This is a genomic window from Spirulina sp. CCNP1310 (assembly GCF_034932185.1).
Classification (GTDB): domain Bacteria; phylum Cyanobacteriota; class Cyanobacteriia; order Cyanobacteriales; family Spirulinaceae; genus Spirulina.
In genome coordinates this window covers 12,237-33,982 of record NZ_JAYGHW010000093.1, presented here as the reverse complement: position 1 = coordinate 33,982, position 21,746 = coordinate 12,237, and the positions used below count along the sequence as shown (strand labels likewise).

The 21,746-nt window shown below is 53.5% G+C and carries 22 protein-coding genes, 1 tRNA gene and 1 pseudogene; 14 read left to right on the top strand and 10 right to left on the bottom strand.

Annotated features, from left to right (window positions below):
• The first annotated feature begins 119 nt into the window (after nucleotides 1-119).
• The 3 genes from VB712_RS17110 (at nucleotide 120) to VB712_RS17100 (ending at nucleotide 3,125) form a co-directional block, all read left to right on the top strand.
• Nucleotides 120-659 carry a metal ABC transporter ATPase gene (locus VB712_RS17110; protein ID WP_323256919.1) on the top strand — a complete coding sequence of 180 codons (540 nt, stop codon included), beginning with the start codon at nucleotides 120-122 and terminating at the stop codon, nucleotides 657-659.
• A complete protein-coding gene (locus VB712_RS17105) occupies nucleotides 656-2,749 on the top strand; it encodes a heavy metal translocating P-type ATPase (protein WP_323256918.1) in 2,094 nt (697 codons plus the stop codon). The genes VB712_RS17110 and VB712_RS17105 overlap by 4 nt, the downstream gene beginning before the upstream one ends.
• Before the next feature lie 100 nt (nucleotides 2,750-2,849).
• Entirely contained in the window at nucleotides 2,850-3,125 is a 276-nt protein-coding gene (locus VB712_RS17100; RefSeq protein WP_323256917.1) for a hypothetical protein, read from the top strand.
• Between the two features lie 43 nt (nucleotides 3,126-3,168).
• On the opposite strand, the gene VB712_RS17095 is transcribed toward VB712_RS17100, so the two are convergent.
• The 4 genes from VB712_RS17095 to VB712_RS17080 form a co-directional block, all read right to left on the bottom strand.
• Complete coding sequence (locus VB712_RS17095) at nucleotides 3,169-3,492, bottom strand: DUF5132 domain-containing protein (protein ID WP_323256915.1); 324 nt, start codon at nucleotides 3,490-3,492, stop codon at nucleotides 3,169-3,171.
• Nucleotides 3,493-3,569: 77 nt separating this feature from the next.
• Nucleotides 3,570-4,568: a permease gene (locus tag VB712_RS17090; RefSeq protein ID WP_323256913.1), complete on the bottom strand. Its 999-nt coding sequence runs from the start codon at nucleotides 4,566-4,568 to the stop codon at nucleotides 3,570-3,572.
• 7 nt (nucleotides 4,569-4,575) lie between these two features.
• Complete coding sequence (locus VB712_RS17085) at nucleotides 4,576-4,812, bottom strand: thioredoxin family protein (protein ID WP_323256911.1); 237 nt, start codon at nucleotides 4,810-4,812, stop codon at nucleotides 4,576-4,578.
• 59 nt (nucleotides 4,813-4,871) lie between these two features.
• A complete protein-coding gene (locus tag VB712_RS17080; RefSeq protein WP_416236384.1) occupies nucleotides 4,872-5,309 on the bottom strand; it encodes a heavy metal-responsive transcriptional regulator in 438 nt (145 codons plus the stop codon).
• Nucleotides 5,310-5,434: 125 nt separating this feature from the next.
• On the opposite strand from VB712_RS17080, the gene VB712_RS17075 reads away from it, so the two are divergent.
• On the top strand, nucleotides 5,435-6,304 hold the full coding sequence (locus tag VB712_RS17075; RefSeq protein WP_323256908.1) for a metal ABC transporter permease: 870 nt from the start codon (nucleotides 5,435-5,437) through the stop codon (nucleotides 6,302-6,304).
• Between the two features lie 30 nt (nucleotides 6,305-6,334).
• Nucleotides 6,335-7,162: an ABC transporter permease gene (locus VB712_RS17070; protein WP_323256906.1), complete on the top strand. Its 828-nt coding sequence runs from the start codon at nucleotides 6,335-6,337 to the stop codon at nucleotides 7,160-7,162.
• A 128-nt stretch (nucleotides 7,163-7,290) separates the two neighbouring features.
• On the opposite strand, the gene rpiA is transcribed toward VB712_RS17070, so the two are convergent.
• Nucleotides 7,291-7,995 (bottom strand): ribose-5-phosphate isomerase RpiA, encoded by a 705-nt coding sequence (rpiA, locus tag VB712_RS17065; protein ID WP_323256904.1) that lies wholly within the window; start codon nucleotides 7,993-7,995, stop codon nucleotides 7,291-7,293.
• Nucleotides 7,996-8,600: 605 nt separating this feature from the next.
• Here rpiA and VB712_RS17060 point away from each other — a divergent pair.
• Nucleotides 8,601-9,863, top strand: a complete 1,263-nt coding sequence (locus VB712_RS17060) for an S-layer homology domain-containing protein (RefSeq protein ID WP_323256902.1) — start codon at nucleotides 8,601-8,603, stop codon at nucleotides 9,861-9,863.
• A gap of 232 nt (nucleotides 9,864-10,095) precedes the next feature.
• On the opposite strand, the gene VB712_RS17055 is transcribed toward VB712_RS17060, so the two are convergent.
• Nucleotides 10,096-11,157, bottom strand: a complete 1,062-nt coding sequence (locus VB712_RS17055; protein ID WP_323256900.1) for a glycosyltransferase family 1 protein — start codon at nucleotides 11,155-11,157, stop codon at nucleotides 10,096-10,098.
• On the opposite strand from VB712_RS17055, the gene VB712_RS17050 reads away from it, so the two are divergent.
• Nucleotides 11,156-12,421 (top strand): O-antigen ligase family protein, encoded by a 1,266-nt coding sequence (locus tag VB712_RS17050; RefSeq protein ID WP_323256898.1) that lies wholly within the window; start codon nucleotides 11,156-11,158, stop codon nucleotides 12,419-12,421. The two genes, VB712_RS17055 and VB712_RS17050, sit on opposite strands and share 2 nt — an antisense overlap.
• Nucleotides 12,408-13,610 (top strand): oligosaccharide flippase family protein, encoded by a 1,203-nt coding sequence (locus VB712_RS17045; protein ID WP_323256896.1) that lies wholly within the window; start codon nucleotides 12,408-12,410, stop codon nucleotides 13,608-13,610. Before VB712_RS17050 ends, VB712_RS17045 begins: the two co-directional genes overlap by 14 nt.
• On the opposite strand, the gene VB712_RS17040 is transcribed toward VB712_RS17045, so the two are convergent.
• From VB712_RS17040 to VB712_RS17030, 3 genes are all read right to left on the bottom strand, one after another.
• Nucleotides 13,607-14,314, bottom strand: coding sequence for an ABC transporter ATP-binding protein (locus tag VB712_RS17040; RefSeq protein WP_323256894.1), 708 nt, complete (start codon nucleotides 14,312-14,314; stop codon nucleotides 13,607-13,609). The two genes, VB712_RS17045 and VB712_RS17040, sit on opposite strands and share 4 nt — an antisense overlap.
• A gap of 50 nt (nucleotides 14,315-14,364) precedes the next feature.
• Complete coding sequence (locus tag VB712_RS17035; RefSeq protein ID WP_323256892.1) at nucleotides 14,365-14,541, bottom strand: hypothetical protein; 177 nt, start codon at nucleotides 14,539-14,541, stop codon at nucleotides 14,365-14,367.
• Nucleotides 14,542-14,682: 141 nt separating this feature from the next.
• On the bottom strand, nucleotides 14,683-18,003 hold the full coding sequence (locus VB712_RS17030; protein ID WP_323256890.1) for a PAS domain S-box protein: 3,321 nt from the start codon (nucleotides 18,001-18,003) through the stop codon (nucleotides 14,683-14,685).
• Between the two features lie 170 nt (nucleotides 18,004-18,173).
• Here VB712_RS17030 and VB712_RS17025 point away from each other — a divergent pair.
• The 5 genes and pseudogenes from VB712_RS17025 to VB712_RS17005 all read left to right on the top strand — a co-directional run bounded on the left by VB712_RS17025 (nucleotide 18,174) and on the right by VB712_RS17005 (nucleotide 19,791).
• Nucleotides 18,174-18,260, top strand: a tRNA-Ser gene (locus VB712_RS17025).
• A gap of 182 nt (nucleotides 18,261-18,442) precedes the next feature.
• Nucleotides 18,443-18,634: pseudogene (locus tag VB712_RS17020) on the top strand (TM2 domain-containing protein); the annotation flags it as partial.
• Nucleotides 18,635-18,703: 69 nt separating this feature from the next.
• Entirely contained in the window at nucleotides 18,704-19,204 is a 501-nt protein-coding gene (locus VB712_RS17015; protein WP_323256888.1) for a DUF2752 domain-containing protein, read from the top strand.
• A 6-nt stretch (nucleotides 19,205-19,210) separates the two neighbouring features.
• Nucleotides 19,211-19,435, top strand: a complete 225-nt coding sequence (locus VB712_RS17010; protein ID WP_323256886.1) for a hypothetical protein — start codon at nucleotides 19,211-19,213, stop codon at nucleotides 19,433-19,435.
• Between the two features lie 89 nt (nucleotides 19,436-19,524).
• On the top strand, nucleotides 19,525-19,791 hold the full coding sequence (locus VB712_RS17005; RefSeq protein WP_323256884.1) for a TM2 domain-containing protein: 267 nt from the start codon (nucleotides 19,525-19,527) through the stop codon (nucleotides 19,789-19,791).
• Nucleotides 19,792-19,949: 158 nt separating this feature from the next.
• Here the strand turns inward: VB712_RS17005 and VB712_RS17000 are convergent, their stop codons facing one another.
• Nucleotides 19,950-20,339: a hypothetical protein gene (locus VB712_RS17000; RefSeq protein WP_323256882.1), complete on the bottom strand. Its 390-nt coding sequence runs from the start codon at nucleotides 20,337-20,339 to the stop codon at nucleotides 19,950-19,952.
• 259 nt (nucleotides 20,340-20,598) lie between these two features.
• Between VB712_RS17000 and queA the strand changes: the two genes are divergently transcribed.
• A complete protein-coding gene (queA, locus tag VB712_RS16995; protein ID WP_323256880.1) occupies nucleotides 20,599-21,696 on the top strand; it encodes a tRNA preQ1(34) S-adenosylmethionine ribosyltransferase-isomerase QueA in 1,098 nt (365 codons plus the stop codon).
• The last annotated feature ends 50 nt before the right edge of the window (nucleotides 21,697-21,746 follow it).

The following is a 21,746-nucleotide window of genomic DNA, read 5'->3' as shown; positions in this document are numbered from 1 at the left end:
AATTTTTTCGCCCCATTCCCCATTCCCCGTTCCCCATTTCCCATTTTTTGCTAACCTAATTAAAAATTAATCTCAATAACGAGGACTGGGCAGAATCCCACCCCCTCCCCTGAACCACCATGGAAACCCTTGATAACGCTTCCCCAACCCTGAACGTGGCGGCTCGCCTTGGTGAATGGTTGGAAACCTATGGCGAAGTGGCCACGATTTTACCCGTGCTGACAGGCTTGTTTCTGACGAGTCGGCTCCAATTGCGGGGCGCTCAGGGATTGCTGGCTAACTTGGCGATCGCCGCCCTCACTCGCCAAATGTTAGCGGAATTGAAAAAACAGGCCCATAGCCCCGCTCTTCCCGCCGCCACCGCTCCCAACCCAACAACCGCTAACGGGGTCGCCACCGAAGACTACACGATTGTTCACAATGTCCCCGGCCGCCTCCGCCTCAAAATTCCCCGCCTGCTCACGGATCAGGCCTTTGGAAAACGCCTCACCAGCCTCCTCACCGCTGAAGCGCGGGTTTTAGGGGTACGCCTCAACGCTGCTGCGACCTCCTTGGTGATTCGCTACGATCCCCTCGGTGTTTCCGAATTGGATTTAGGCGTTGCCCTCTTGGATATTCTCCAACGGGCCGAAAACGCCACCGAGGAGGTCGGGGCTTGATCACACCCCTTCCCTATTTCCCCATCCACCAAACCCCCTACCGCAGTCGCTTACGCCTCCCTTGGGGGCCAGCCCAACAGCCCCAAGCGGTACAACTGCAAACCCAATTACAAGCCCTGCCGGAACTGGGTTCAGTACGGCTCAATTGGGCAGCGCGATCGCTGATCATTCACCATCCCCCCCAATACCCCCTCCTCCCCCAACTGGAGGCGGCCCTCAGCCAACTCACCGCCACCCATCCCGAATCTCCCCCAGAGGAGGAATCGTTACTGATGCCTGTGGTGGCGGTGGCCTTAGCGGCGGCGGTGCGGTTGCCCCAGGGGGCTTGGGTGCGGCCCTTGGCATTTTTGGCTTTGGTGCGTCTTGCCCTGCCCATTGCCCAGCGGGCTTGGCATAGCCTTTGGACAGAGCGACGGCTAAGTATTGATGCGTTGGATCTGTTGGCCCTCACCCTCAGTGGTGTGCAGGGCAAACTGTTAACCCCGGCTTTGGTGATTTTCCTCCATGCCTTGGGGGATGATATTCGCGATCGCACCGCTCGCGCTACGGAAGGCAAAACCCTCAGCCTGATGGATGCCTTGGGGCGATGGGCTTGGGTGAAGCCGGAGACGGGGGAGCCGGTGCAAGTGCCGAGCGATCGCGTTGTCGTGGGGGATACGGTGGTGGTCTATCCGGGGGAACAAATCCCCGTTGATGGCACGGTTCTCCAAGGGGAGGCTTGGGTGGATCAACAGAGTTTAACTGGGGAATCTTTGCCCGTGGCGAAAAAGACGGGCGATCGCGCTTGGGCCTCAACGTTGGTGCGATCGGGGCAGATCTACCTCCGGGCGGAACGGGTGGGGGATCAAACCCGGGCCGCCGCCAGTATTGCCCTCCTTTCCCAAGCGCCGGTACATGATACGCGGATGGCAAATTATGCGGAGAAGTTGGCCGATCGCCTCATTGGGCCGGCGCTATTGTTGGCGGTGGTGGTAGGGTTAGCCACGGGCGATCCGAGCCGGGCAGCGGCGATTTTAACCCTGGATTTTGTCACCGGCATCCGCGTTTCCATTCCCACGGCCTTCTTGAGCGCCCTCAACCACACCACCCGCCACGGGGTCTTAGTGCGCAGTGGCCGCACCCTGGAGCAGTTGGCGGAAGTGGATACGGTGGTTTTCGATAAAACCGGAACCCTCACCCAAGGCTCCATTGCCGTGACGGGCCTCTATCCTCAGGGAGGTTGCACGCCGGAACGGTTGCTGCAATTGGCAGCGACAGCCGAGCAACGGTTAACCCATCCTGTTGCCGAAGCAATTGTCAAAGCGGCGCGATCGCAGGGATTGACGATCCCCCCCAGGGGAGCCTGGAACTATCAGGTGGGTTTAGGGGTTGAGGCGGAGGTGGAGGGGAAGCGGTTGTTCGTGGGGAGTCGGCGGTTTTTGCTCAATAGCGGTTTTGAGGAAGCTTTAAGCCAAGCCCCCGATGGGGAAGAATCTTGGATTGATGTGGCTTGGGGCGAGGAATATTTAGGGGCGATCGCCTATAGTGACCCCCTTCGTCCCGAAAGTGCGACGCTGATCACCACATTGCAACAGGACTATGGCCTAGGGGTGTATTTACTGACGGGCGATCGCCCCCACCAAGCCCATCAAGTGGCCGCCCGCCTGGGCATTCCCACCGCCCATGTTTATGCCGAAGCCTTCCCGGAACAAAAAGCGAAGGTCGTGCGGGATCTCCATCGCAGCGGCCATACGGTCGCCTTTGTGGGGGATGGCCTCAATGATTCCGTTGCCCTGGCCTATGCCGATGTTTCCATTTCCTTTGCGGGGGGGACGGATATCGCCCGTGAAACGGCGGATGTGGTGTTGATGAATGATCAACTGTTGGACATTTTGGAAGTGATGGCGATCGCCCGCGAAACCCGCCATCTCATCGATCAAAACAGCACCCTCGTCGTCGCCCCCAACCTGATCGCCCTCGGCCTCGCCGCCAGTTTCGGCCTCAATCCCCTCCTCGCCACCCTCATCCATAACGGCTCCGCCATCCTCGCCGCCATGAACAGCCTCCGCCCCCTCCTCCAGCATCAACTCACGCAACGATGGAGCGATTGACCAAAATAATTGATAATAGTTCTTGTTAAGGAGCAAAGCTTGTTAAACTAGATCGTGATCAATATTTACGACCGATAGGTACGCTATCGCGGATCACACCATGTCTCTGATTCATCTTGATAAATCAGTCCTGACATTCCATTTTAAAGAGATTCTCGAAACTGGCCAGGGGAATCACCCCTTAGCTTGGCTCGGATTGGGGGTTTTAATTTTAGGAACCCCCCTGTTGATGGGTTCAGAGGGCCAGGCTAACGCCGTTCGTAGCCAGAAAACCCGAAGCCCGCAAACGCCCATGCGCCTGACCGACTGGATTGCCCAAGCCGAAAACAGCAAACAGGAACAACCCCTCCCTCAGGTTGTCCCTGTTCATCGTTAGCACGAAAAACTCCTCCCGCATCGGCCAACACCGAGACGGGTCGCTAATTTTGGTTAGCATCACCGCTGGGGGCTGACTCCCCAACGGGGGCAGCTTGTGCCTGGGCTGTTTGCACTTCGGCCCGGGCCTCCGCCGCAATATCCGCCACCATCTCCATCGTTTCCGCGACGGCCATCTTTGTCTTTTCGATGAGCGTCACGCCGGCCTTAATCGTGGCTTTGGCGAAAGGTTTCGCCAGCGGCAACACCACAGGGACAACCACAGCAGCAGCCACCCCCACCACCAAAGCACGAGTCACCACTTGGTGGCCAGGATTACTCGCCAGTTGTTCAACCCTGGCCCTCAAACCGATCTGACCTTGATTCATAACCTGCACCTTTGAAACGGCTATTCTCATTTTACGGCATTTATTGAGAATGGCACATCCATTTTCGCAGCGAAAAATTAGGTGATCGGTACGCTGTCGCGGATCACAAAATTAAACAAATAACCCACCGCAATAATCCCCACCGTCGTTAAGCCGATAAACAGCGCCAACAAAGGCGGTTGCAAGACTCGGCGCAGGATAATCATTTGTGGCAAAGAAAGGGCCGTCACCGCCATCGTGAACGATAAAACCGTTCCCAAAGCCATACCTTTCCCCACCAACGCCGCCGCAATGGGCAGAACCCCGGCAATATTCGTATAGAGGGGAACCCCCATCAACACCGCGATTAATACCGCGAAGGGATTATCTGGCCCTGCCCATTCACTGATCAATTCCGTGGGAGCATAGCCGTGGATCGCTGCCCCGATGCCAATACCGACAACGACGTAGAGCCAAACGGATTTGAGGATCTCTACCGCTTGAAATTGCGCTTCTTTCCACCGTTGTTCGGAGGTTAATGCCATAGTGGGGATTGTTCCCCCTGAGGCTGTGGCGGCTTGACCCTGAAGGATAAAGGGGGCGACCCATTTTTCCAACTTGAACAGACCGATCACATAACCAGAGGCGATCGCCAACCCCACCCCAAAGAGAATATACAAAACCGTCGCTTTGAGGCCGAAGAGTGTCCAAAGCAGGAAAACGGCGATCGCATCCACCATCGGGGCGGAAATTAAATAGGAAAACGTCACCCCCAAGGGAACCCCGGCTTTTAAAAAGCCAATAAAGAGGGGAACCGCCGAACAGGAACAAAAGGGCGTAACCGCCCCCAGCATCCCCGCCAAGACATTCCCTGACAATCGCCGCTTGTCTTCAAGAAAATGCCGCACCCGCTCAGGGGAGAGAAAACTTTGTAAATAACCAATCCCAAAGCTAATCACCACCAACAGCGTTAAAACCTTAGGCACATCATAGAAAAAGAAGTGCAAGCTCGAACCCAACGGGGATTCCACCGCTAGGCCCAAGGCCTCCACCAGTTGCGTCGAGAGCCAATCAAAGGGATAAAACAGGTCAAACATAGTTCCCCTAAGCCATCAACAGGGGTTGAATTTGATCAGCATTGAGCACTTTGCCTGTCGTCACCACAGCCCCATTAATCACCAACGCAGGAGTGGACATCACCCCCCGCATCGCAATTTCCACCGGATCGGTAATGTGCAAAACTTCCGCCGCCAGATCGAGAGTTGCCACGGCTTGCTTGGCGTTGGCTTCCAATTGCTGACACTTTTTGCAACCTGTACCGAGAATTTCAATCTTAAGCATGGGCCTTGCTCCTATGAACTTGTCTAGGCTCAAGGTAATCCCTATAGTTGGGTATAGGATCAAGGGGAGTTTTGTGAAGTTTTGTGAAGAAAAGTGGGGGAGGAAGTTTCCAAAACCACGCATTGATGGGCGGGATCTGGATGGGCTAAATTTCGCTCACAATCCGCCAGTAGAGGGACTAATTCCCCATGGAGCACTTGTAACTGTTGGATCTGGGCTTCCAGAGCCGCCACCTTTTGCTGCAATCGCTCATACACGGCGGCACAGGTGAGCGATCGCCCCTGTTTGAGGGCTAAAATCTCCTTAATTTCCGCCAAACTCAAGCCCAACGTCTTCGCACGGGCAATAAAGGCCAGTCGCTCCAGATCCGTGGGGCTAAAGAGGCGATAACCCGCCGAGGTGCGTTGGGGTGGGGGGATGAGGCCAATGCGTTCATAAAAATAAAGCGTTTGGGGATTCAACCCCAACTGACGGGCCGCTTCCCCCAATTGCAACATTGATGGCTCACTCATAGTTAAGATCTTTGGGAATTAACACCAAGGTTTATGGTACTAATTTATCTTTCGATGACTTGATGTAATGGGGAAGTGAACACATGAGAAACGTGGAGAATTAAGCGAAAATGAATGTTTTGCAACCTTTCCTAATGCCCCTTCAGTATGGGTTTATGCAGCGATCGCTCCTTGTAGCGGTGATTGTTGGGGTGATTTGTGCGATTGTTGGTAGTTACTTGTTAGTACAACGATTGGCCCTGTTGGGGGATGCCATGAGCCATTCTGTTTTGCCAGGGTTGGCGATCGCCTTTTGGTTTGGCATTAATCTGTTCATCGGGGCCTTTATCGCCGGGATGATCAGTACGCTGTTGATTAACTTGATCCGGGCGCGATCGCAACTGAAAGAAGATGCCGCCATGGGCATTGTCCTCTCCGCCTTCTTTGCCCTGGGGATCACACTGATCACGCTGATCCAAAAAAGCAACAAAATTGATCTCAATCATTTCCTCTTCGGCAACATTTTAAGCGTTACCCCTACGGATGTTCGGGACACCTTGATCATCGCCCTGTTGGTGATTGCCACCGTTGCATTTTTATACAAAGAACTGTTGTTTTATAGTTTTGATCCCTTGGGGGCGCAGGCGGTGGGGTTGCCGGTGAAGGGGTTGGATCTGAGCTTGATGGTGTTGATCGGCATGACGATTGTGGCCAGTTTGAAAGCTGTCGGCGTGGTTTTGGTCTTAGCCCTGCTGATCATCCCCCCCGCCACCGCCTATTTATTGGTGCATCGCCTCCATCACATGATGGCCGTCGGGGTTGGGGTTGGGATTGTGGCCAGCATTAGCGGGATGTATGTGAGTTATTTTTATAATTTGCCCTCAGGGCCGGCGATCGTCCTCGTCGCTACGGGCCTCTTTAGCCTTGCCTTCCTGTTCAGCCCCAGCCAAGGGTTACTCACCGGCTGGTTCCCCGGATTTTTGCAAAGAACTGTAAAGTAGATCTAGACGATTCTTTACATTCCTGACCCTATGGTGACTGCCCCCATTGCTCCCCCCAAAACGCCCCCATCCCCTAAAGCCCTCAAAACCCTCTGGGTCGATACGATGACGATCTTTTGGGGGGAATGGCTGGATCTGCGGGTACGCCTCACGCAAATTGCGGCAACGGGGTTGGTTTCCCCCCTGATTTATATTGTTGCCTTTGGGTTGGGGTTGGGGACGGCGTTGGATCAAGCCATGGATGCGCCGATGGGGGATAACTATCTAGAATTTATCCTGCCGGGGATGGTGGCCCTTTCTTCAATGACGATTAGTTTTGGGGGAACGACGTTTTCGATCTGTGGCGATCGCCTCTACAGCAAAACCTTTGAGGAACTGCTCCTGCTCCCCGTCCATCCCCTCGCCCTCCATTTTGGCAAAATGCTGGCGGGGATGCTGCGGGGGATGATGACCGCCGGTTCGGTGTTAATCCTGGCGATCCTCTTCACGGGGAAAATCTGGAGCTTTCTCAATCCCCTCTTTATCCTGATCGTCGTGCTGAACTGTGCCGTGTTCTCCGGCTTGGGGGTGATTACCGGGTTAGCGGTGCAGTCTTTGGAAAGTGTGGGGATCTTCAACAACTTTCTAATTGTCCCCATGTCCTTCCTGGGCGCGACCTTCTTTGAACCCGCCACCCTTCCCCCGATCCTCAAGGTGATCGTCTACTGCCTTCCCCTCACCTACGCCACCACCGCCCTGCGAGCGGCAGCCTATGCCCCCTTGAGCGAATTTCCTTGGTATTCAATCCCGATCCTGGTGGCGATCGCCGCCCTCCTCTCCTTCTGGGGAGCGCGGCAATTCTCGACGCAACAGGATTAATGGCGGCAGAGCCGCCCTTTGGTCATGCCTTGGCAGAGCCAAGGCACGAGATCCAACTGTAGGGGCGAAAAATCTTTGTGCCTCCGGCAGGCTTACGCCAACGCCCCTACGCCCATCTCAGGAATTACCTAAAATTCCCGCACGCTGGGCTTGCCATCAATTACTTCCCCCACCAACACCACATCGGTGCAGTTGACAAACAGGCCATTTTCCAAAACACCGGGAATATTATTCAGCGTCTTTTCCAAACCCGCCGGATCATCAATGGATGCAAACTTAACATCAATCACCAAATTGCCCTGATCCGTCACCACCGGCCCCGCCTTCTTAATCCCCATCCGCAATTCCGGCACACCCCCCAGGGCTTGAATCGCCCGCATCACGGGAGCTATCGCCATCGGCAACACTTCCACCGGCAGCAGGAACGTCGAACCGAGGCGATCCACCAGCTTGCCCTGATCCACCACAACAATAAACGTTTCTGCCAAACTGTCTACAATCTTCTCGCGGGTATGGGCCGCCCCACCCCCTTTAATCAAATTCTTCTGGGGATCGACTTCATCAGCCCCATCAATGGCCACATCGATTTTATCCACCGCATCCAGGGTTGTGAGGGGAATCCCGTATTTTTTGGCGAGGACTTCTGCTTGGAAAGAGGTGGGAATGCCGACAATATTGGTAATTTCCCCTTGGGCGAGGCGATCGCCCAAAAACTGAATCGCATAGGCCGTCGTTGACCCCGTGCCTAGTCCCACCACTGATCCGGACGTGACCCGTGCAGCGGCCGCTTTGCCTACTTCTTGTTTCATGAGAGTAATCGGATCACTGGTCATCGGTGTTTGCTCCTTATGGGTTAATAACTAAGTTTCATATTCCCACGAAAGTGGGGAGTTGTTTGGCCTGGAGACCTTAGCCCGTAATGGGGGGCAGAGACACCGCAGCAGCGGGCCAGGGCAGCGCCATAGTTAGAGCGGCAACACGGCCAAGGTTCACATTGCATCGGTTGACAGGCAGCAGAAAGCCCAACCCCGCATCAGTTTTACTGTCATGATTGATCCCATCAATCATTAAATCCATCAACTTATACAGGCCCTAGATCCGACAGCATTCCCAATGATTATGTTATACCTAGGCCAGACTGCACCAACGCGGTTAGACGAAGCAATGAACCGCTTCTTGATAGTTTTCCATTAAAGCTTGAAATCATGGATATCCGCCGATGGCAGAACATCGGCTCCAGCCTTTCATGCCCAATTCCGGAGGATTCCCGCAACACCTGGCCAGATGATTAACTGGCCCAGGTGGTGAAACTTGCTCGGAACCTTCTCGGTCAAAGAACGCAACAGAGCAAAACAAACCGCCCCATGGCGCAGATACTCTGACTCACTGCAACAACCGACGATTCAACTCACACTGCAATTGATCAGGAGACCTCCCTATGTTGAAACTCAAAAATTGGCAAGCCACCACCGCTTTAATCATGACCCTGGGCCTGAACGCCACAGCGATCGCCCCCATCGCCCTCATGCCTTCCCTCGTCAATCCTGCCCCCGCCGTCGCTCAAACCAACGGCTTCCGGGATGTGGCCAGCAACCACTGGGCCAAACAATATATTGATGCTTTGGTGATGCAAAACGTACTCTCCGGCTTCCCTGATGGCACATTCCGCCCCGATGCCCCCGTCACCCGCGCTCAATTCTCCTCCATGCTCCAAGCCGCCTACAGTAAAGGCGCAATCCGCAGCGGGATCAATTTTGTTGATGTCCCCTCTAACCATTGGGCCGCTGGAGCAATCCGCAACTCCTATCAAATGGGCTTCTTATCTGGCTATCCCGGTAACGTCTTCCGCCCTGAGCAAAATATTCCCCGTGAGCAAGTTTTGGTGTCCCTGGCCAACGGCTTAAACTACGCCCCCAACGCCCCCACCAACCAAGTCCTTAACTTCTTCTCCGACAATGGCAACATTTCCAGCTTTGCCCGCTCCCCCGTGGCAGCGGCAACGGAAAAACGGATGGTGGTCAACTATCCCAACGTCAACCTCCTCAACCCCACCCGCAACGCTACCCGCGCTGAAGTAGCTGCTTTCCTCTACCAAGCCATGCACAGCGAAGGCCGCGTCGCTGCCATCAACTCCCCTTATCTAGTCAGTAATGCCCCCATCGCTACGGAATACCGCATTCCCGCTGGCACCATGATTCCGGTGAGCTATATGCGGGATAAAATCCTGATGATGCCCGATGAAACGTTACCCGTAACGTTTGCAGTCCGCACCAACATCACCACCCAAGAGGGCCAAGTCTTGATCCCCGCCGGTAGCCAGGTGAAAGGGGAATTACGTCCCTCCGGGAACAATGCCACCCAATTTGTCGCCCAAGAGTTGATCTATCCCGATGGCTCTAGCCGTGCCTTTAATGCCCGTTCCAACCCCATCACCCAAACGGAAACCGTCCGTCGGGGTACGAGTACCGGCGATCTGCTCCGCAATGCAGCGATTGGGACAGCGGCGGCGGCGGCCATTGCAGCGGTGACAGGCGATCGCGCCATTGCGACGGAAGAACTGCTCCTCGGTGCGGGGGCGGGGGCTGTATTGACCCTGATTCAAAACTTCCTGGGTCGTAACAGTGTGGATCTGTTGGTGGTGGAACCAGAAACCAACCTCAACCTCACCCTCTCAGAAGATTTCGTCGCCCCCGTGCGTTAATCTTTAACCCTTCTCTTTCATCCTCCTAGATGACTGCCGGATTAGCTTCACGTTAATCCGGCTTTTTTGTGGTCATTGGCAATTCATTTTTAACTTTGATGGGCGGAGGGCGAAAGATTTTTCGCCCCTACATGCCTAGGAGGGCGAAAGATTTTTCGCCCCTACAGGCGTAGCAATAGTTACTATAAACCTATGAATTTTTTAGAGGTGGCGATGCCCACCCTACTGTTTTTCAACCGTAACGACAGAGGATTTCAGCGGTGGCATCGGCGGTTTTTTGCCAACTAAAGCGTTGGGCTTGGGCTAATCCTGCTTGATGAAGATGTGACCATAATTGACTATCGCGGTAAACATTGGCCATGGCATCGGCTAATTCCCCCACCTTATAGGGATTAATTAAAATGGCGGCATCCCCCGCCACTTCGGGTAAAGAGGCACAGTTAGAGGTAATTACGGGTGTCCCGCAGGCCATCGCCTCCAATACTGGCAACCCAAACCCCTCCCATAAACTGGGAAAAACAAGGGCGATCGCCCCCCCAATTAACAGGGGTAAATCTTGATAGCTCACATAGGAAAGGAATTGGACGCGATCGCCCACCCCCAAAGCCTCAGCCTGTTGTTGCAATAACGGGGTGTTGCGGTGATCAAAACCGCCAGCAATTTTTAAAATCACATCCCGATCCGCCAATGTGGCAAAAGCATCAATTAACCGCCCTAAATTTTTATAATGATCATGGCGACCCACATAAAGGAAATAATTTTCCTTGGGCAAATGACGGGGATAAAAATGTTGATGATCATAGGCTAACGGAATCACTGAAACATTGCGCACCGATAGCCCTAAAATATTGCGTAAATCCTGCGCCGTTGCCTCAGAATCACAAATCACATGGGTTGCCTCTGCTACCACCCGCGCCACATAATGGCGAAAATAGAACCGTAAAAAGGAGATGAGTTTTGGAAACCGGAGGGGAATTAAATCATGAACGGTGATCACAATGGGGAACTTTTGCCCGAGCGGAGCTTCCGGAACAGGAGAGAAAAACACATCCCCTTGTAAATCGGTGTAGAGATGGGGTAACTCGGTTTGCAACCACCATAACCGCTGGACTGTCCCCCAATGGCCCCCATCACTACTGAGGTTGGGGGGAACGGGATAGCAGGGGTGAAGGCCTACGGGTTGATTGCTGAGAACCTTGGTGGGGGATATGCGGAGCGATCGCACCAGGTTGAGGGCGTAAACAGAAAGACCCGTCGGTTGTTGTGGTAGAAAAGATAGGTTTGTAACTAGCATGAAATTTGTGATTCGCCCCTTTCCCGACTGGTTCACCCGCTACCGTGATCACTTCGCCCTCATCCTCCTGGTAGGCATTTTCGTCTTTGCCCTGTTGGTTCATGTCAACTTGCCGGGGATGGATTTGGGTGCCTATAACCTTACCATCCCCCTGTTAGCCATGGCGATCCTGGGGCTGTATGGCGATCGCCTCCCCCTCCTTTGGCAGGCCCATCGCCGTACCCTCTTACTCCTGCTGGCCCTTTACCTTTGGTTTTGGATCAGTGCCTGGTTTAGTGTGGATCGAGGAATCGCCTTTAAATTTAGCATTAAGTACAGTATCTATTTTTTCACATTCCCCGCCCTCCTGATCCTCGCCCAGGCCTATCAACCGAAGCAAAGACTCCCCTGGCTCTACGGGTTCACCCTCCTGTTTTTGCTGATCCTGGCAGGGTTTGGCATTTGCGAGCATTTTAATCCTAACTGGCCTTTCTTCCCCTGGATTCGTAACGGAACTGGCTACTATGGGCGAGCTTTATCCCTCCTCCAAAACCCCAATCAACTGGGGGCGTTGATGGCCTTTGGCGTGTTGCTCACCTGTACCCTGTGCAAAGAGAGGATTTTACCAAGTTTTAGCCTCTTATTTTTCATCCCCCCCTTGATCGTGACGCTGATCCTCACTGGAAGTCGTAACGGTATTTTTGTGTTATTGGTGAGTGGGGTGTTGATGGTTTATCCCTATCGGTTTGTGCCGTTGAAGGCTTGGGCCATGGCCCTGATCATTCCCGCCGCTCTCGCCACGGGCTTTTTCGTCTGGAACCAAAGCCCCCGCCTTGCCGCCAATATTCAGCAAATTCCCCAGAACATTACCACCCTCCAAGCCGCCATGGCCGGCGATGAAGCAGCCCTCGCTACGATTCCCCGTGCTGAACTGGCGGTGATTGCTGGGCAGCAATTTCTCGCCAATCCGATCACCGGCACCGGCATTCAAACCCTGGCAGAAAAAATTATGCCTCAACGAGGTTTAACTGCTCATAATGTCTTTTTACATCTCCTGACTGAATTGGGGTTGCCGGGATTGTTGCTGTGGATTGGGGTAATGGTGTCTGCCCTGTGGCGCACCCCTTTACTTGATCCCAGAGTCGGTTTACTCTCTAGTTTTGTAATCACGGCCCAAATGTTTGATTTTTTTATCCATGATTTGCCCACGATTTTGACCATGAGCCTGATGGTGGCGATCGCCGCCAACTTCAAAACCAATCCCCAAGCCCATGGCCCTGCTTAAGAATTTTTGGTGGCAAGGATTAGGGCAACTGGGGAGCAGGGCCTTGGGGTTACTGTTCTATCTGCTGTTGCCCCGCCTCGTAACCCTTGAGGTTTACGGCCAATTCTCCTTTGCCCTCTCCCTTGCCCTGATGGTCTTGCAACCAACCCTTGAATTGGGCCTCGATTGGGTGATTACCAAATGGGTGAGTCGAGGCGATGGGGCAGTGGTGCAGCAGGCGGTGATTATTCGGGGGGCGATCGCCCTCCTGTGCCTCTTGCTGTTGCCCCTACTGACGCTGTTTGGCCCCTCGTTAGCCGTCTTGACGATGCTGTACGGCTACCTTGTCCTCATTTCCGCCCAACGGATTGGTTTTGCCATCCAACGGGGCAAAGAAGAAATGCAACTCGAAGGCATTGCCAGCATTGCCCAAAAGGGCTTGGCGATCGCCAGCTTAGTGCTCTTAGCCCCAACCCCCCTACCCCCCCTCTGGCTTGCCCCCCTCGCTTTGCTCATTTCCACAGCCCTTGTGACGATTGGCGTTTGGGGGGTGATGGCGGCCAAGGTTTTTCCCCTGCTCTGGCAACCGATCAACTTCAGCGGCCTGCAAGCGACGGCGAAAGAAGGGTTAATGTTGGGGGGGGTATCCCTGTTGGGGATGATTTATTTTCGGGTGGATAGTGTGATGTTGGGGGTATTAGCCAGCGATACGGAGGTGGGGCGGTATAACCTGGCCTATCGCTTGATTGAGGGGGCGATTTTAGTGCCTAGCGTTGTCATGGCCGCCACCTTTCCCAGCTTGGCCAAAGGGCATCAATTCCGTAAGTTGTTTAGAAAGATTTTTTTCGGCTTGGGGGGGATGGGGTTACTGTTTACGGCGATTGTCGTGGTTTTAGCTCCCCTGCTGTTACTCCTGGCCTATGGCGAGGAACTGCAAAGCCAAACCCAGGTGTTACGGTGGTTAGCCCTGACGCTATTGCCCATCTATTGGGGTCATTTAGCCACCCAAGGTTTAGTGGCCTTGGATCGCCAACGGCATTATCTCCGGCTCACCCTTGGGGCGGTGCTGCTGAATGTGGGGTTGAATTGGTGGTTAATTCCCCTCGAAGGAGCGGAAGGGGCGGCGATCGCCACCGTGATTACTGAAGTGGTGATGACGATTAGCGCCTTTGCGGGAATTTGGTGGATCATGAGTCGTAAACCCATCTAACCCCAATCCTCAACGGGGGCCTTCAATTCCTGCTCCACCACATCCCAATTAATCGCGGCCACCGTGGTATCTGACCAGATTTGCCCCTCATGGAGATACCAAACGCGATCGCAACATTGCCGCACCCAATCCAGTTGATGATTGACCATCACCCAAGTGAGGGTAGGCATACTGGCTAAGACTTCTAACAAACGGTGGGCTGTCCCCACATCCAGGGCCGAGGTGGGTTCATCCAGGAGGAGGAGCGTCGGATTAAGCATGAGGGCGCGGCCAATCGTGACCAGTTGCCGCTGACCGAGGGAAAGTTGCCAGGCTTGACGGTCGAGCCAATCGAGGGGAATGGAGAGGCGATCGCACCAGCTTAAAACTTTTTCCTGAATTTCCCCCTTAGGCCGTTTTTGCAGCACCAAAGGATAGGCCAGGGATTCCTGCACCGACATCCCTAATAACTTCGGCTCCTGCAACACCAGAGCCACCTGCCGCCGCAATTCAAACACCGAAACCTGATCAAAGGGCTGTCCCTTAAACCACAATTGCCCCTGTTCCGGCTCCCGCAGCCGATTGAAGAGCGTTAACAATGTGGATTTGCCCGAACCAGAAGCCCCCACAATACCGAGGCGATCGCCCGCCCTAATCTCAAAATTGAGGTCATGCAAAATCCCCTCAACGGTAATTTCTTGGCCTTTTAGGAGTGTTTCATACATGAGTGGGTTGGGGGGAACAGGGAACGGGGAACAGAATCACTCCTCACTTCTCACTCCTCACGAGTCACCACCGCTTCCACATGAGCGGTTTGGGTTTCAGGATTCACCGCTGTAATTGCCCAACGGAGGGGTTCCCCGGATTTTTGGAGTTGGGCTTCAACTTCGGCTTGCGTGGCTTGGGGCGTGGCTTGCAGGTCGATTTCAGCGGTAATAAAGTGGGTGGTCATGATCAAATCAGAGTGAACGAATATGGTTGTAGTTTACCAAGCTGTAGGGGCGAAAATTTTTAAATTTCCCTCCGACGCAGATCAACGCAACAACCGGATTTCGTCGGGTGATTAAGGCAAAGGCTGGCTCAATCCGGGCCATCAAGCCCGCATTTGTTGAATCCGTTGCAGGGTTTGACGACAGGGAATCTGGATCGTGAACTCCGTGCCTTCCCCTAACGTAGAGGCACAGAGTAATTGCCCACCATGTTTTTCCGTGACAATTTGATAGCTGATGGCCAGGCCGAGGCCCGTTCCCTTGCCAATTTCTTTGGTGGTGAAAAAGGGATCAAAGAGACGGGCCTGATGGGCGGGATCAATGCCAGCACCATTATCGCGAATATGGATCGCCACCTGCTCACCATTGATGCTGAGGTGGGTTTCAATTTCAATCCAACTCTCGATTTCGATGGAATCATCCCCCTCATATTGGCGGTTTTCCTCCTCCAGTAAGGCATCAATGGCATTACTGAGGATATTCATGAAGACTTGATTCAATTGCCCGGCATAGCATTCAACCTTGGGTAAATCTCCATACTTACGGATGACTTGAATCCCTTTCGAGTGGGGTTTAGATTTGAGGCGATTGTGGAGGATCATTAATGTGCTTTCAATGCCGTCGTGGATATCGACAGCCTTCATTTCTGATTCATCCATCCGGGAAAAGGTGCGCAGTGAGGCAACAATTTCCTTAATCCGTTCTGCGCCAATACGCATCGATTGCAGCATTTTCGGCAAATCATCGAGGAGAAAGGGCAGGTCAATGGCCTCGATTTCATCAGCGATGATCATTTTGGGATCGGGATAATGCTGTTGATAGAGGGCAATGAGGCCAAGGAGATCATTGATGTAGTCCCGAGCATGATCGACGTTGCCATAGATGAAGTTGACGGGGTTATTGATTTCATGGGCGACCCCCGCGACCAGTTGCCCAAGGCTGGACATTTTTTCGGTTTGGATCAGTTGGGATTGGGTGCGGTTGAGTTCGTCGAGGGTTTGGCGCAGTTCTTCGGCGCGGGCTTGAGATTGGGCGTAAAGGGTGGCTTGATTGGTGGCGATCGCCAACTGATTGAGCACCGCTTTAACTAAATCCACTTCCGCCTCTTTCCAGGGGCGCACGGTGGCACTGTGGCTACAAACCATCACGCCAATTTTGCCCGGCTCCACTTCTAGGGGAATGACGAGCACCGATTGATAGGTCAGACTTTGGATAAATTCGCGGTAGATCGGATCACTAATCTCGCGGGCATCATCAATACAGATCACCTCCAACCGCAAGAGAATTTCCGCCATTGGCCCCACTTGGGACGCGGGATAATGACCGCGAAAATCCGCTAGGCCCTCACTCACAGATTCAGCAAACACATCCCAATAGGGTTCAGCCACATCGGTCATGTACCAGGCAAAATGGGTGCGGTCAATTTGGAACAGATCCCGCACCGCATCAAGGGCGCGGTTAATCAAGATTTCAGGGGATTGCTCCAGGGAACTGCGGATTTCCACCGAGAGGTGATTGAGGAACTGCTCCCGCTCTACTTGGGCTTGGAGGCGATTGGCAAAGTCCAGTAAAGAGGCTTCAATGCGCTTGCGATCGCTAATATCCCGGACAATATAGAGCAATTCATTGGGGCCACTGGGAACCACCCGTACCTCCTCGTACTGGGTGTGATCATTGTCAAAATGCACCTCCTGCTCATAAATTTGCATCGCTCCGGTGAGTAACGCCCGCTGCCCATAGTGATAATGGCGATGGGCAATGTCCGCAGGCATCCAGTCGCGAATATCTTGCCCTGTGGGGTTGGCATCATTGGGGATCAGGTCTTGAAATTCACTGGTGCTGATGTGGCCTAAATACCGCCCCTGGCTATCCAGGCGAAACATTAGATCGGGGATGGCGGTGAGGATCGCTTTATTGGTGGCTTCGCTTTCTTTGAGGGCGGCTTCTGCTTGTTTGCGATCGCGGATATCCGTGGCAATGGCCACCAGACCCACGATTTCCCCCCGTTCGCCACGAATCCCATTGGCCCGGAGGGAGGCTTGAATACAATCCCCCCGGAGCGATCGCTGCTCCACCTCATGGCTCCAGACCTGGCCATTGGTGACATGGGTTAATAATCCTTGAATCGTGGTGGGATCAATAAAGAGGCCAGCCAAACCGCCATGGACAGCTAAGGTGGCGAGATCGGGACATTCGTAAAGGGCTTTAAAGGCCTCATTCATATAGAGCACCTGCCCCGTGACATCCGTGAGGCTAATGGCATCGCTGGCACTATCCACCGCCTGCTTGTAGCGTTGCAATTGTGCCTCTACCTGTTTGCGCTCGGTGACATCGGTACAAGTCCCCACATAGCTGCCGGTTTGGTTGGTGGCCAAATCGACAACATTTTGCACTTGGGTATAGACCCAACGGACGGAACCATCGGGGCGTAAAAAGCGATATTCCGATTGGAAGCACTGCCGTTCAGCCTGGGCCTGTTGCCATTCCTGTTCAACGCGACGGTGGTCTTCGGGGTGAATCGAAGCCATCCAATCTGCCCCGGCAATGGCGGTGAGGTTTAACCCCATGAGGATGCACAGTTGTTGGTTGGCATAGATACATTGCCGTTCTAGGTTGCTGTGAAAAATCCCCACGGGGGCGGTGTCGGCGAGGGCTTGATACCGCTGCTCACTGCGGCGTAAGGCGGATTCCATCCGTTGGCGGGCGGCTTCGGTGCGTTTGCGATCGCTAATATCCCGTGCGAGGGCATAGATATAGCCTTGGGATTTGATCATCGCCGCTGTCCAGGCCAGCCAAATATAGGAGCCATCTTTGCGCCGGTAGCGATTTTCAAAGGAAATGCAGGGTTGCCCGGTTTGGATGCTCTCGACTAAAGTGAGGGTGCGCTCTACGTCGTCGGGGTGGACAAATTCCATAAAGGGGATGCTTTGGAGTTCGGCACAACTCCACCCCAGCAGGTTTTCCCAGGCGGGGTTAACGTGGGTAAAATACCCTTCCGCATTCGCTAAACAGATTAAGTTCGGGGATAAATTGACAATTTCTTCCCAGGCCACACCGTGATCTTGGGGTTCAGGGATGATTTTGCTGTGGAGGATAATGCCCCCCACGGTGCCATTGGGCTGTAACCAGGGTTCCGCCTGCCATTCCAGCCAAACCGTCTCACCATTGGGGAAGATGAGGCGATCGCCCTGCCCCTGTTGGGGTTGTCCGGCGAGGGCAGCGGCGAAGGCCTGGGGCCAATGTTCCGGTAATCCCCCATGAACCAGATGATCCGGTTGGCCCAGTTCCCCCGTGAGCCGGTAATCCTGTTGCCAGCGTTGGCTCATCCAAAGATAGTGGAGGTTGCGATCCAGAATGGCGATCGCCACTGAGGACTGCGCCAAAATATCGACAAAACCGCAGTTCGGGGGAAGGTCAGCAGCCATGAAGAAATACTCTAAGGAGATGAAAATCTAGACAAGGTAAGGGATGCAAGCACCCTGATTGCATTTCTATCTACCCTATTAGTTTACGAGATTCAGGGAGGCGGTGGAAATTGGCGATCGCCTAAACCCGACGATAAGCTACAATAATCAACTGGATATCCACGCCCCTTGGAGAGGTGGCAGAGTGGTTGAATGCGACGGTCTCGAAAACCGTTAAGGATGCAAGTTCTTCGGGGGTTCGAATCCCCCCCTCTCCGTACCCCCAACAATCTCCCTTGAGAGCGCCATCCCCCCCCTCACGGGCTGCAAAATAGTGCATCATGAACAAAATGTGAACATTCGCGACATTTGTTCACCGCCCCTAAACCCTTGGCTATACTGATGTTGCTTAAATCACTAGCCCCCCTTCTATTGCTATGGTAATTCTCCTAAGTCCAAAGTTGCTGCTGCCTTGCTCTGTTTCTTTCTGGGTTATTTGGGGATTCATCGCTTTTACCTGGGCTATACCACCCTTGGCATTGTCCAACTCTTGACCTGTGGCGGTTGTGGGATTTGGGCGTTGATCGATTTTATTCAAATCCTCACTGGCAACTTGAAAGATAGTGAGGGGCAAGACTTAGCCGATAGCTAACCCCATCGGTGTAGTACCCCAACCCATAGGCAATTCCTGGCAATTTTTGGGATGAAATTTGGCCGCACCATGATTACACCCCCCATCCATGCTCGCCCTCTCACCCGTCGGGAAAAGTATTTACGCATGGGAGGGCTATCCCTGGTGACTTCCCCCCTTTTGGGAGCCTATTGGTTTAACCACAGTCAAGGGAGTTCCCCCCTCTTCTGCCCCATTTTAGAATTCACCGGCATTCCCTGCCCCGGCTGTGGCATGACCCGCTCTTTTTTAGCTCTTGCCCAAGGGGATCTCGAAGGGGCGATCGCCTTTCACCTTTTCGGCCCTCTCGTCTTTGCCGCCTGTGCTGGCTTTGCCCTCCATATCGCCATTGAGCTTTATACCCAGCAAGAAATTCGCTATCCCGGCCTTAATCAATGGTTACGGAAAAAGCGGGTTCCCCTGCTGACGTTCTTAGTGGTCATCCTTTACCATGGGGCCAGATTATGGGCATTGGCCCAGTCGGGAGATCTCGCCATCACCATGGCCAACGCTCCGCTCCAGCAATGGCTAGACCATTTTTCCACCCCTTAACTCTGTTTGGACTTTGCCATGAAAGATGCGGCGATCGCCCCCTCCAAATCCACCCAACGCCCCTATTTAATCCTGCTCACCCTCCTCGCCATGGGGTGCTTTGGCCTCTTTTCCACCCTAGAAGTCAATGAGTGGCTCAAAGTCTATGGTTTAATCCTCAGCCTCCAAGGGGGATTTGCCTTGGTCTACTTTGCCATCAAGAGGCGGCGCGATCGTCCCCGACGACGCTAAATCTAAAGACTTGTAATCTAATCCCGATCCCATCCATTGCCCCTGTTATCTTGCCCGCAAGAGACCTTAACGCCGGAAAATAACCAATCATGCCAGAACCTACCCTATCCGAAGCCAACAGCAAAAAAGTCGCCGCCGGAGTTTGTGGAATCCTCCTTGGTGCGCTTGGGGTTCATAAATTCGTCCTCGGTTACACCACCGAAGGCTTAATCATGCTACTGGGGAGCATCTTGACCTGTGGCATTGCCGCCGCCGTCTTTGGAGTCATCGGTCTTGTGGAGGGGATCATCTACCTCACCCAGACCGATGAAGACTTCCTCAAAAACTATCTCCTCGCCAAACGAGGCTGGTTCTAACCATCCGCTCACTGCAAGACTGTCGTAGGGGCGTTGGCGTAAGCCTGCCGTAGGCACAGAAATTTTTCGCCCCTACCAAATCCCCAATCCCCATCACCCCAACCGCAAAAACGGACGCTACTCTCAGCGTCCGTAAACCCCTATGCAGGCCCTAGTCTTTAGGCTAAGGTTTCAGGGCAATATCCCAAACCACGGGTAAACTGACGGCGGAATGCCTCAATATCCGTGCGGTCTGGATCGCCGTGGGACACCACCGCGACTTGATAACGACGCATCACATCCACAGGGGGCTGCCCCGTCTCCAAACTCCACAGAGCCATCTGAACATGAATGTCCGGCGTGTAGGGAATCCCCAACTCATTCATGTAGGCGGTGAAATCTCCATGTTCCTGCGGCGAGATGGGATCATTAAGTTTTACACGGACGACCCAACCATCAATTTGATGAATCACTGACACAAAAGCCACAGAGAGCGATCGCCGTTGGATCAAAAATTCAGCGAGGCGAAGGGTTAAACTGGCATTAGCGAAGAAATAGAGGTAATACATAATTCGTTTGGCTCACTCAGGCGTTACATTAGGGGTTTGTCTATCTCTATTGTCTCCAACCGGCCCCACCCTGTGTAGGGGAGAGTTCCCCGATCTATAATGGGTGACTCTACCCAACCTCTGAACCATCAGTCCGAGGCACCCCTCTAGTTCAATCTCCAGATATCCGAATTTTTCGGACAGTATTTTTACGGGGGGGACTCCCCGCATTAGGATGATATAGACACTAAAATACTGACCACCCCACTAATAAAAGCGAATGGCCATAACAGATCACATACTCGCGAGTTATCAGTACGAATTACCTCCGGAGCGGATTGCTCAAAATCCCGTAACTCCAAGGGATCAATCGCGTCTGCTTGTGGTCGATTCCCCCACGCACCACGCACACCAACATTTTCACCAACTGCCAGATTGGCTCAAACCCGGTGACTTGCTGGTGTTGAACAACACCCGAGTTTTACCTGCACGGCTCTATGGCCGTAAGTCCACGGGAGCACCTGTCGAAATCCTCCTCTTACGAGAAGTCCGGAAAAATTGCTGGTTAGCCCTCGTCAAACCCGGTAAACGGTTCAAAATGGGGACTGAAGTCTGCTTTACCCCCAAAGAAGAAGGCAGCGATGATGCCTCCCTCTGGGGAAGAGTCATTGAGCGGGACTTTACGACAGGCGGGAGAATTTTGGAGTTCACCCTGCCCCCCGGGAAAACCATGGAGCAAATGTTAGACGCGGTGGGGTATATTCCCTTTCCGCCCTATGTCACCGAAACCACGGCTGATCCCGAGCAATACCAGACTGTTTATGCTAAAGAAACAGGTTCAGCGGCATCCCCTACCGCCGGCCTGCACTTCACCCCGGAACTCTTAGCCCAACTAACGGCTCTGGGGGTTGACCAAACCTCCCTCACCTTGCACGTCGGAGTGGGAACATTCCGGCCTGTGGAAACCGATGATATTCGGGAACACAAGATGCACGCCGAATGGGCCACCATCAGTGCCGAAACCGTCGCCAAAATCAAAGAAACCCGCAGTCGAGGCGGGCGGGTGATTGCGGTGGGAACGACCTCCGTCCGTGCTCTTGAAGGAGCAGCCCAGCAGCAGAAAGTCGGGAAGAAAAAACTCTTAACGGAACCCTTTGAGGGATTTTTGGATACGTTTATTTATCCCGGCCACGAATGGAAAATCATTGATGGGATGATCACCAATTTTCACTTGCCGAAATCAAGCTTATTGATGATGGTCAGTGCCTTGGTGGGACGCGAGCGGTTATTGAGTCTGTATCAAGAGGCTTTAGCGGAAGAGTATCGTTTTTATTCCTTTGGGGATGCGATGCTGATCTTACCCGATGCGATGATTTAAACCCTCGTCGTAACAACAACAAGGCTCGGAGTAACGACTTCAGTCGTTAT

Excerpts from the sequence above, each read along its gene's own strand:
- VB712_RS17090 (WP_323256913.1), bottom strand. The coding sequence starts at position 4,568 with ATGTTTGACCTGTTTTATCCCTTTGATTGGCTCTCGACGCAACTGGTG.
- VB712_RS17035 (WP_323256892.1), bottom strand. The coding sequence starts at position 14,541 with ATGACCACCCACTTTATTACCGCTGAAATCGACCTGCAAGCCACGCCC.
- VB712_RS17000 (WP_323256882.1), bottom strand. The coding sequence starts at position 20,339 with ATGTATTACCTCTATTTCTTCGCTAATGCCAGTTTAACCCTTCGCCTC.
- VB712_RS17075 (WP_323256908.1), top strand. The coding sequence starts at position 5,435 with ATGAATGTTTTGCAACCTTTCCTAATGCCCCTTCAGTATGGGTTTATG.
- VB712_RS17100 (WP_323256917.1), top strand. The coding sequence starts at position 2,850 with ATGTCTCTGATTCATCTTGATAAATCAGTCCTGACATTCCATTTTAAA.
- VB712_RS17070 (WP_323256906.1), top strand. The coding sequence starts at position 6,335 with ATGGTGACTGCCCCCATTGCTCCCCCCAAAACGCCCCCATCCCCTAAA.
- VB712_RS17085 (WP_323256911.1), bottom strand. The coding sequence starts at position 4,812 with ATGCTTAAGATTGAAATTCTCGGTACAGGTTGCAAAAAGTGTCAGCAA.
- VB712_RS17060 (WP_323256902.1), top strand. The coding sequence starts at position 8,601 with ATGTTGAAACTCAAAAATTGGCAAGCCACCACCGCTTTAATCATGACC.
- VB712_RS17110 (WP_323256919.1), top strand. The coding sequence starts at position 120 with ATGGAAACCCTTGATAACGCTTCCCCAACCCTGAACGTGGCGGCTCGC.
- VB712_RS17015 (WP_323256888.1), top strand. The coding sequence starts at position 18,704 with ATGATTACACCCCCCATCCATGCTCGCCCTCTCACCCGTCGGGAAAAG.
- VB712_RS17040 (WP_323256894.1), bottom strand. The coding sequence starts at position 14,314 with ATGTATGAAACACTCCTAAAAGGCCAAGAAATTACCGTTGAGGGGATT.
- VB712_RS17095 (WP_323256915.1), bottom strand. The coding sequence starts at position 3,492 with ATGAATCAAGGTCAGATCGGTTTGAGGGCCAGGGTTGAACAACTGGCG.
- queA (WP_323256880.1), top strand. The coding sequence starts at position 20,599 with ATGGCCATAACAGATCACATACTCGCGAGTTATCAGTACGAATTACCT.
- rpiA (WP_323256904.1), bottom strand. The coding sequence starts at position 7,995 with ATGACCAGTGATCCGATTACTCTCATGAAACAAGAAGTAGGCAAAGCG.
- VB712_RS17045 (WP_323256896.1), top strand. The coding sequence starts at position 12,408 with ATGGCCCTGCTTAAGAATTTTTGGTGGCAAGGATTAGGGCAACTGGGG.
- VB712_RS17030 (WP_323256890.1), bottom strand. The coding sequence starts at position 18,003 with ATGGCTGCTGACCTTCCCCCGAACTGCGGTTTTGTCGATATTTTGGCG.
- VB712_RS17005 (WP_323256884.1), top strand. The coding sequence starts at position 19,525 with ATGCCAGAACCTACCCTATCCGAAGCCAACAGCAAAAAAGTCGCCGCC.
- VB712_RS17055 (WP_323256900.1), bottom strand. The coding sequence starts at position 11,157 with ATGCTAGTTACAAACCTATCTTTTCTACCACAACAACCGACGGGTCTT.
- VB712_RS17050 (WP_323256898.1), top strand. The coding sequence starts at position 11,156 with ATGAAATTTGTGATTCGCCCCTTTCCCGACTGGTTCACCCGCTACCGT.
- VB712_RS17080 (WP_416236384.1), bottom strand. The coding sequence starts at position 5,309 with ATGTTGCAATTGGGGGAAGCGGCCCGTCAGTTGGGGTTGAATCCCCAA.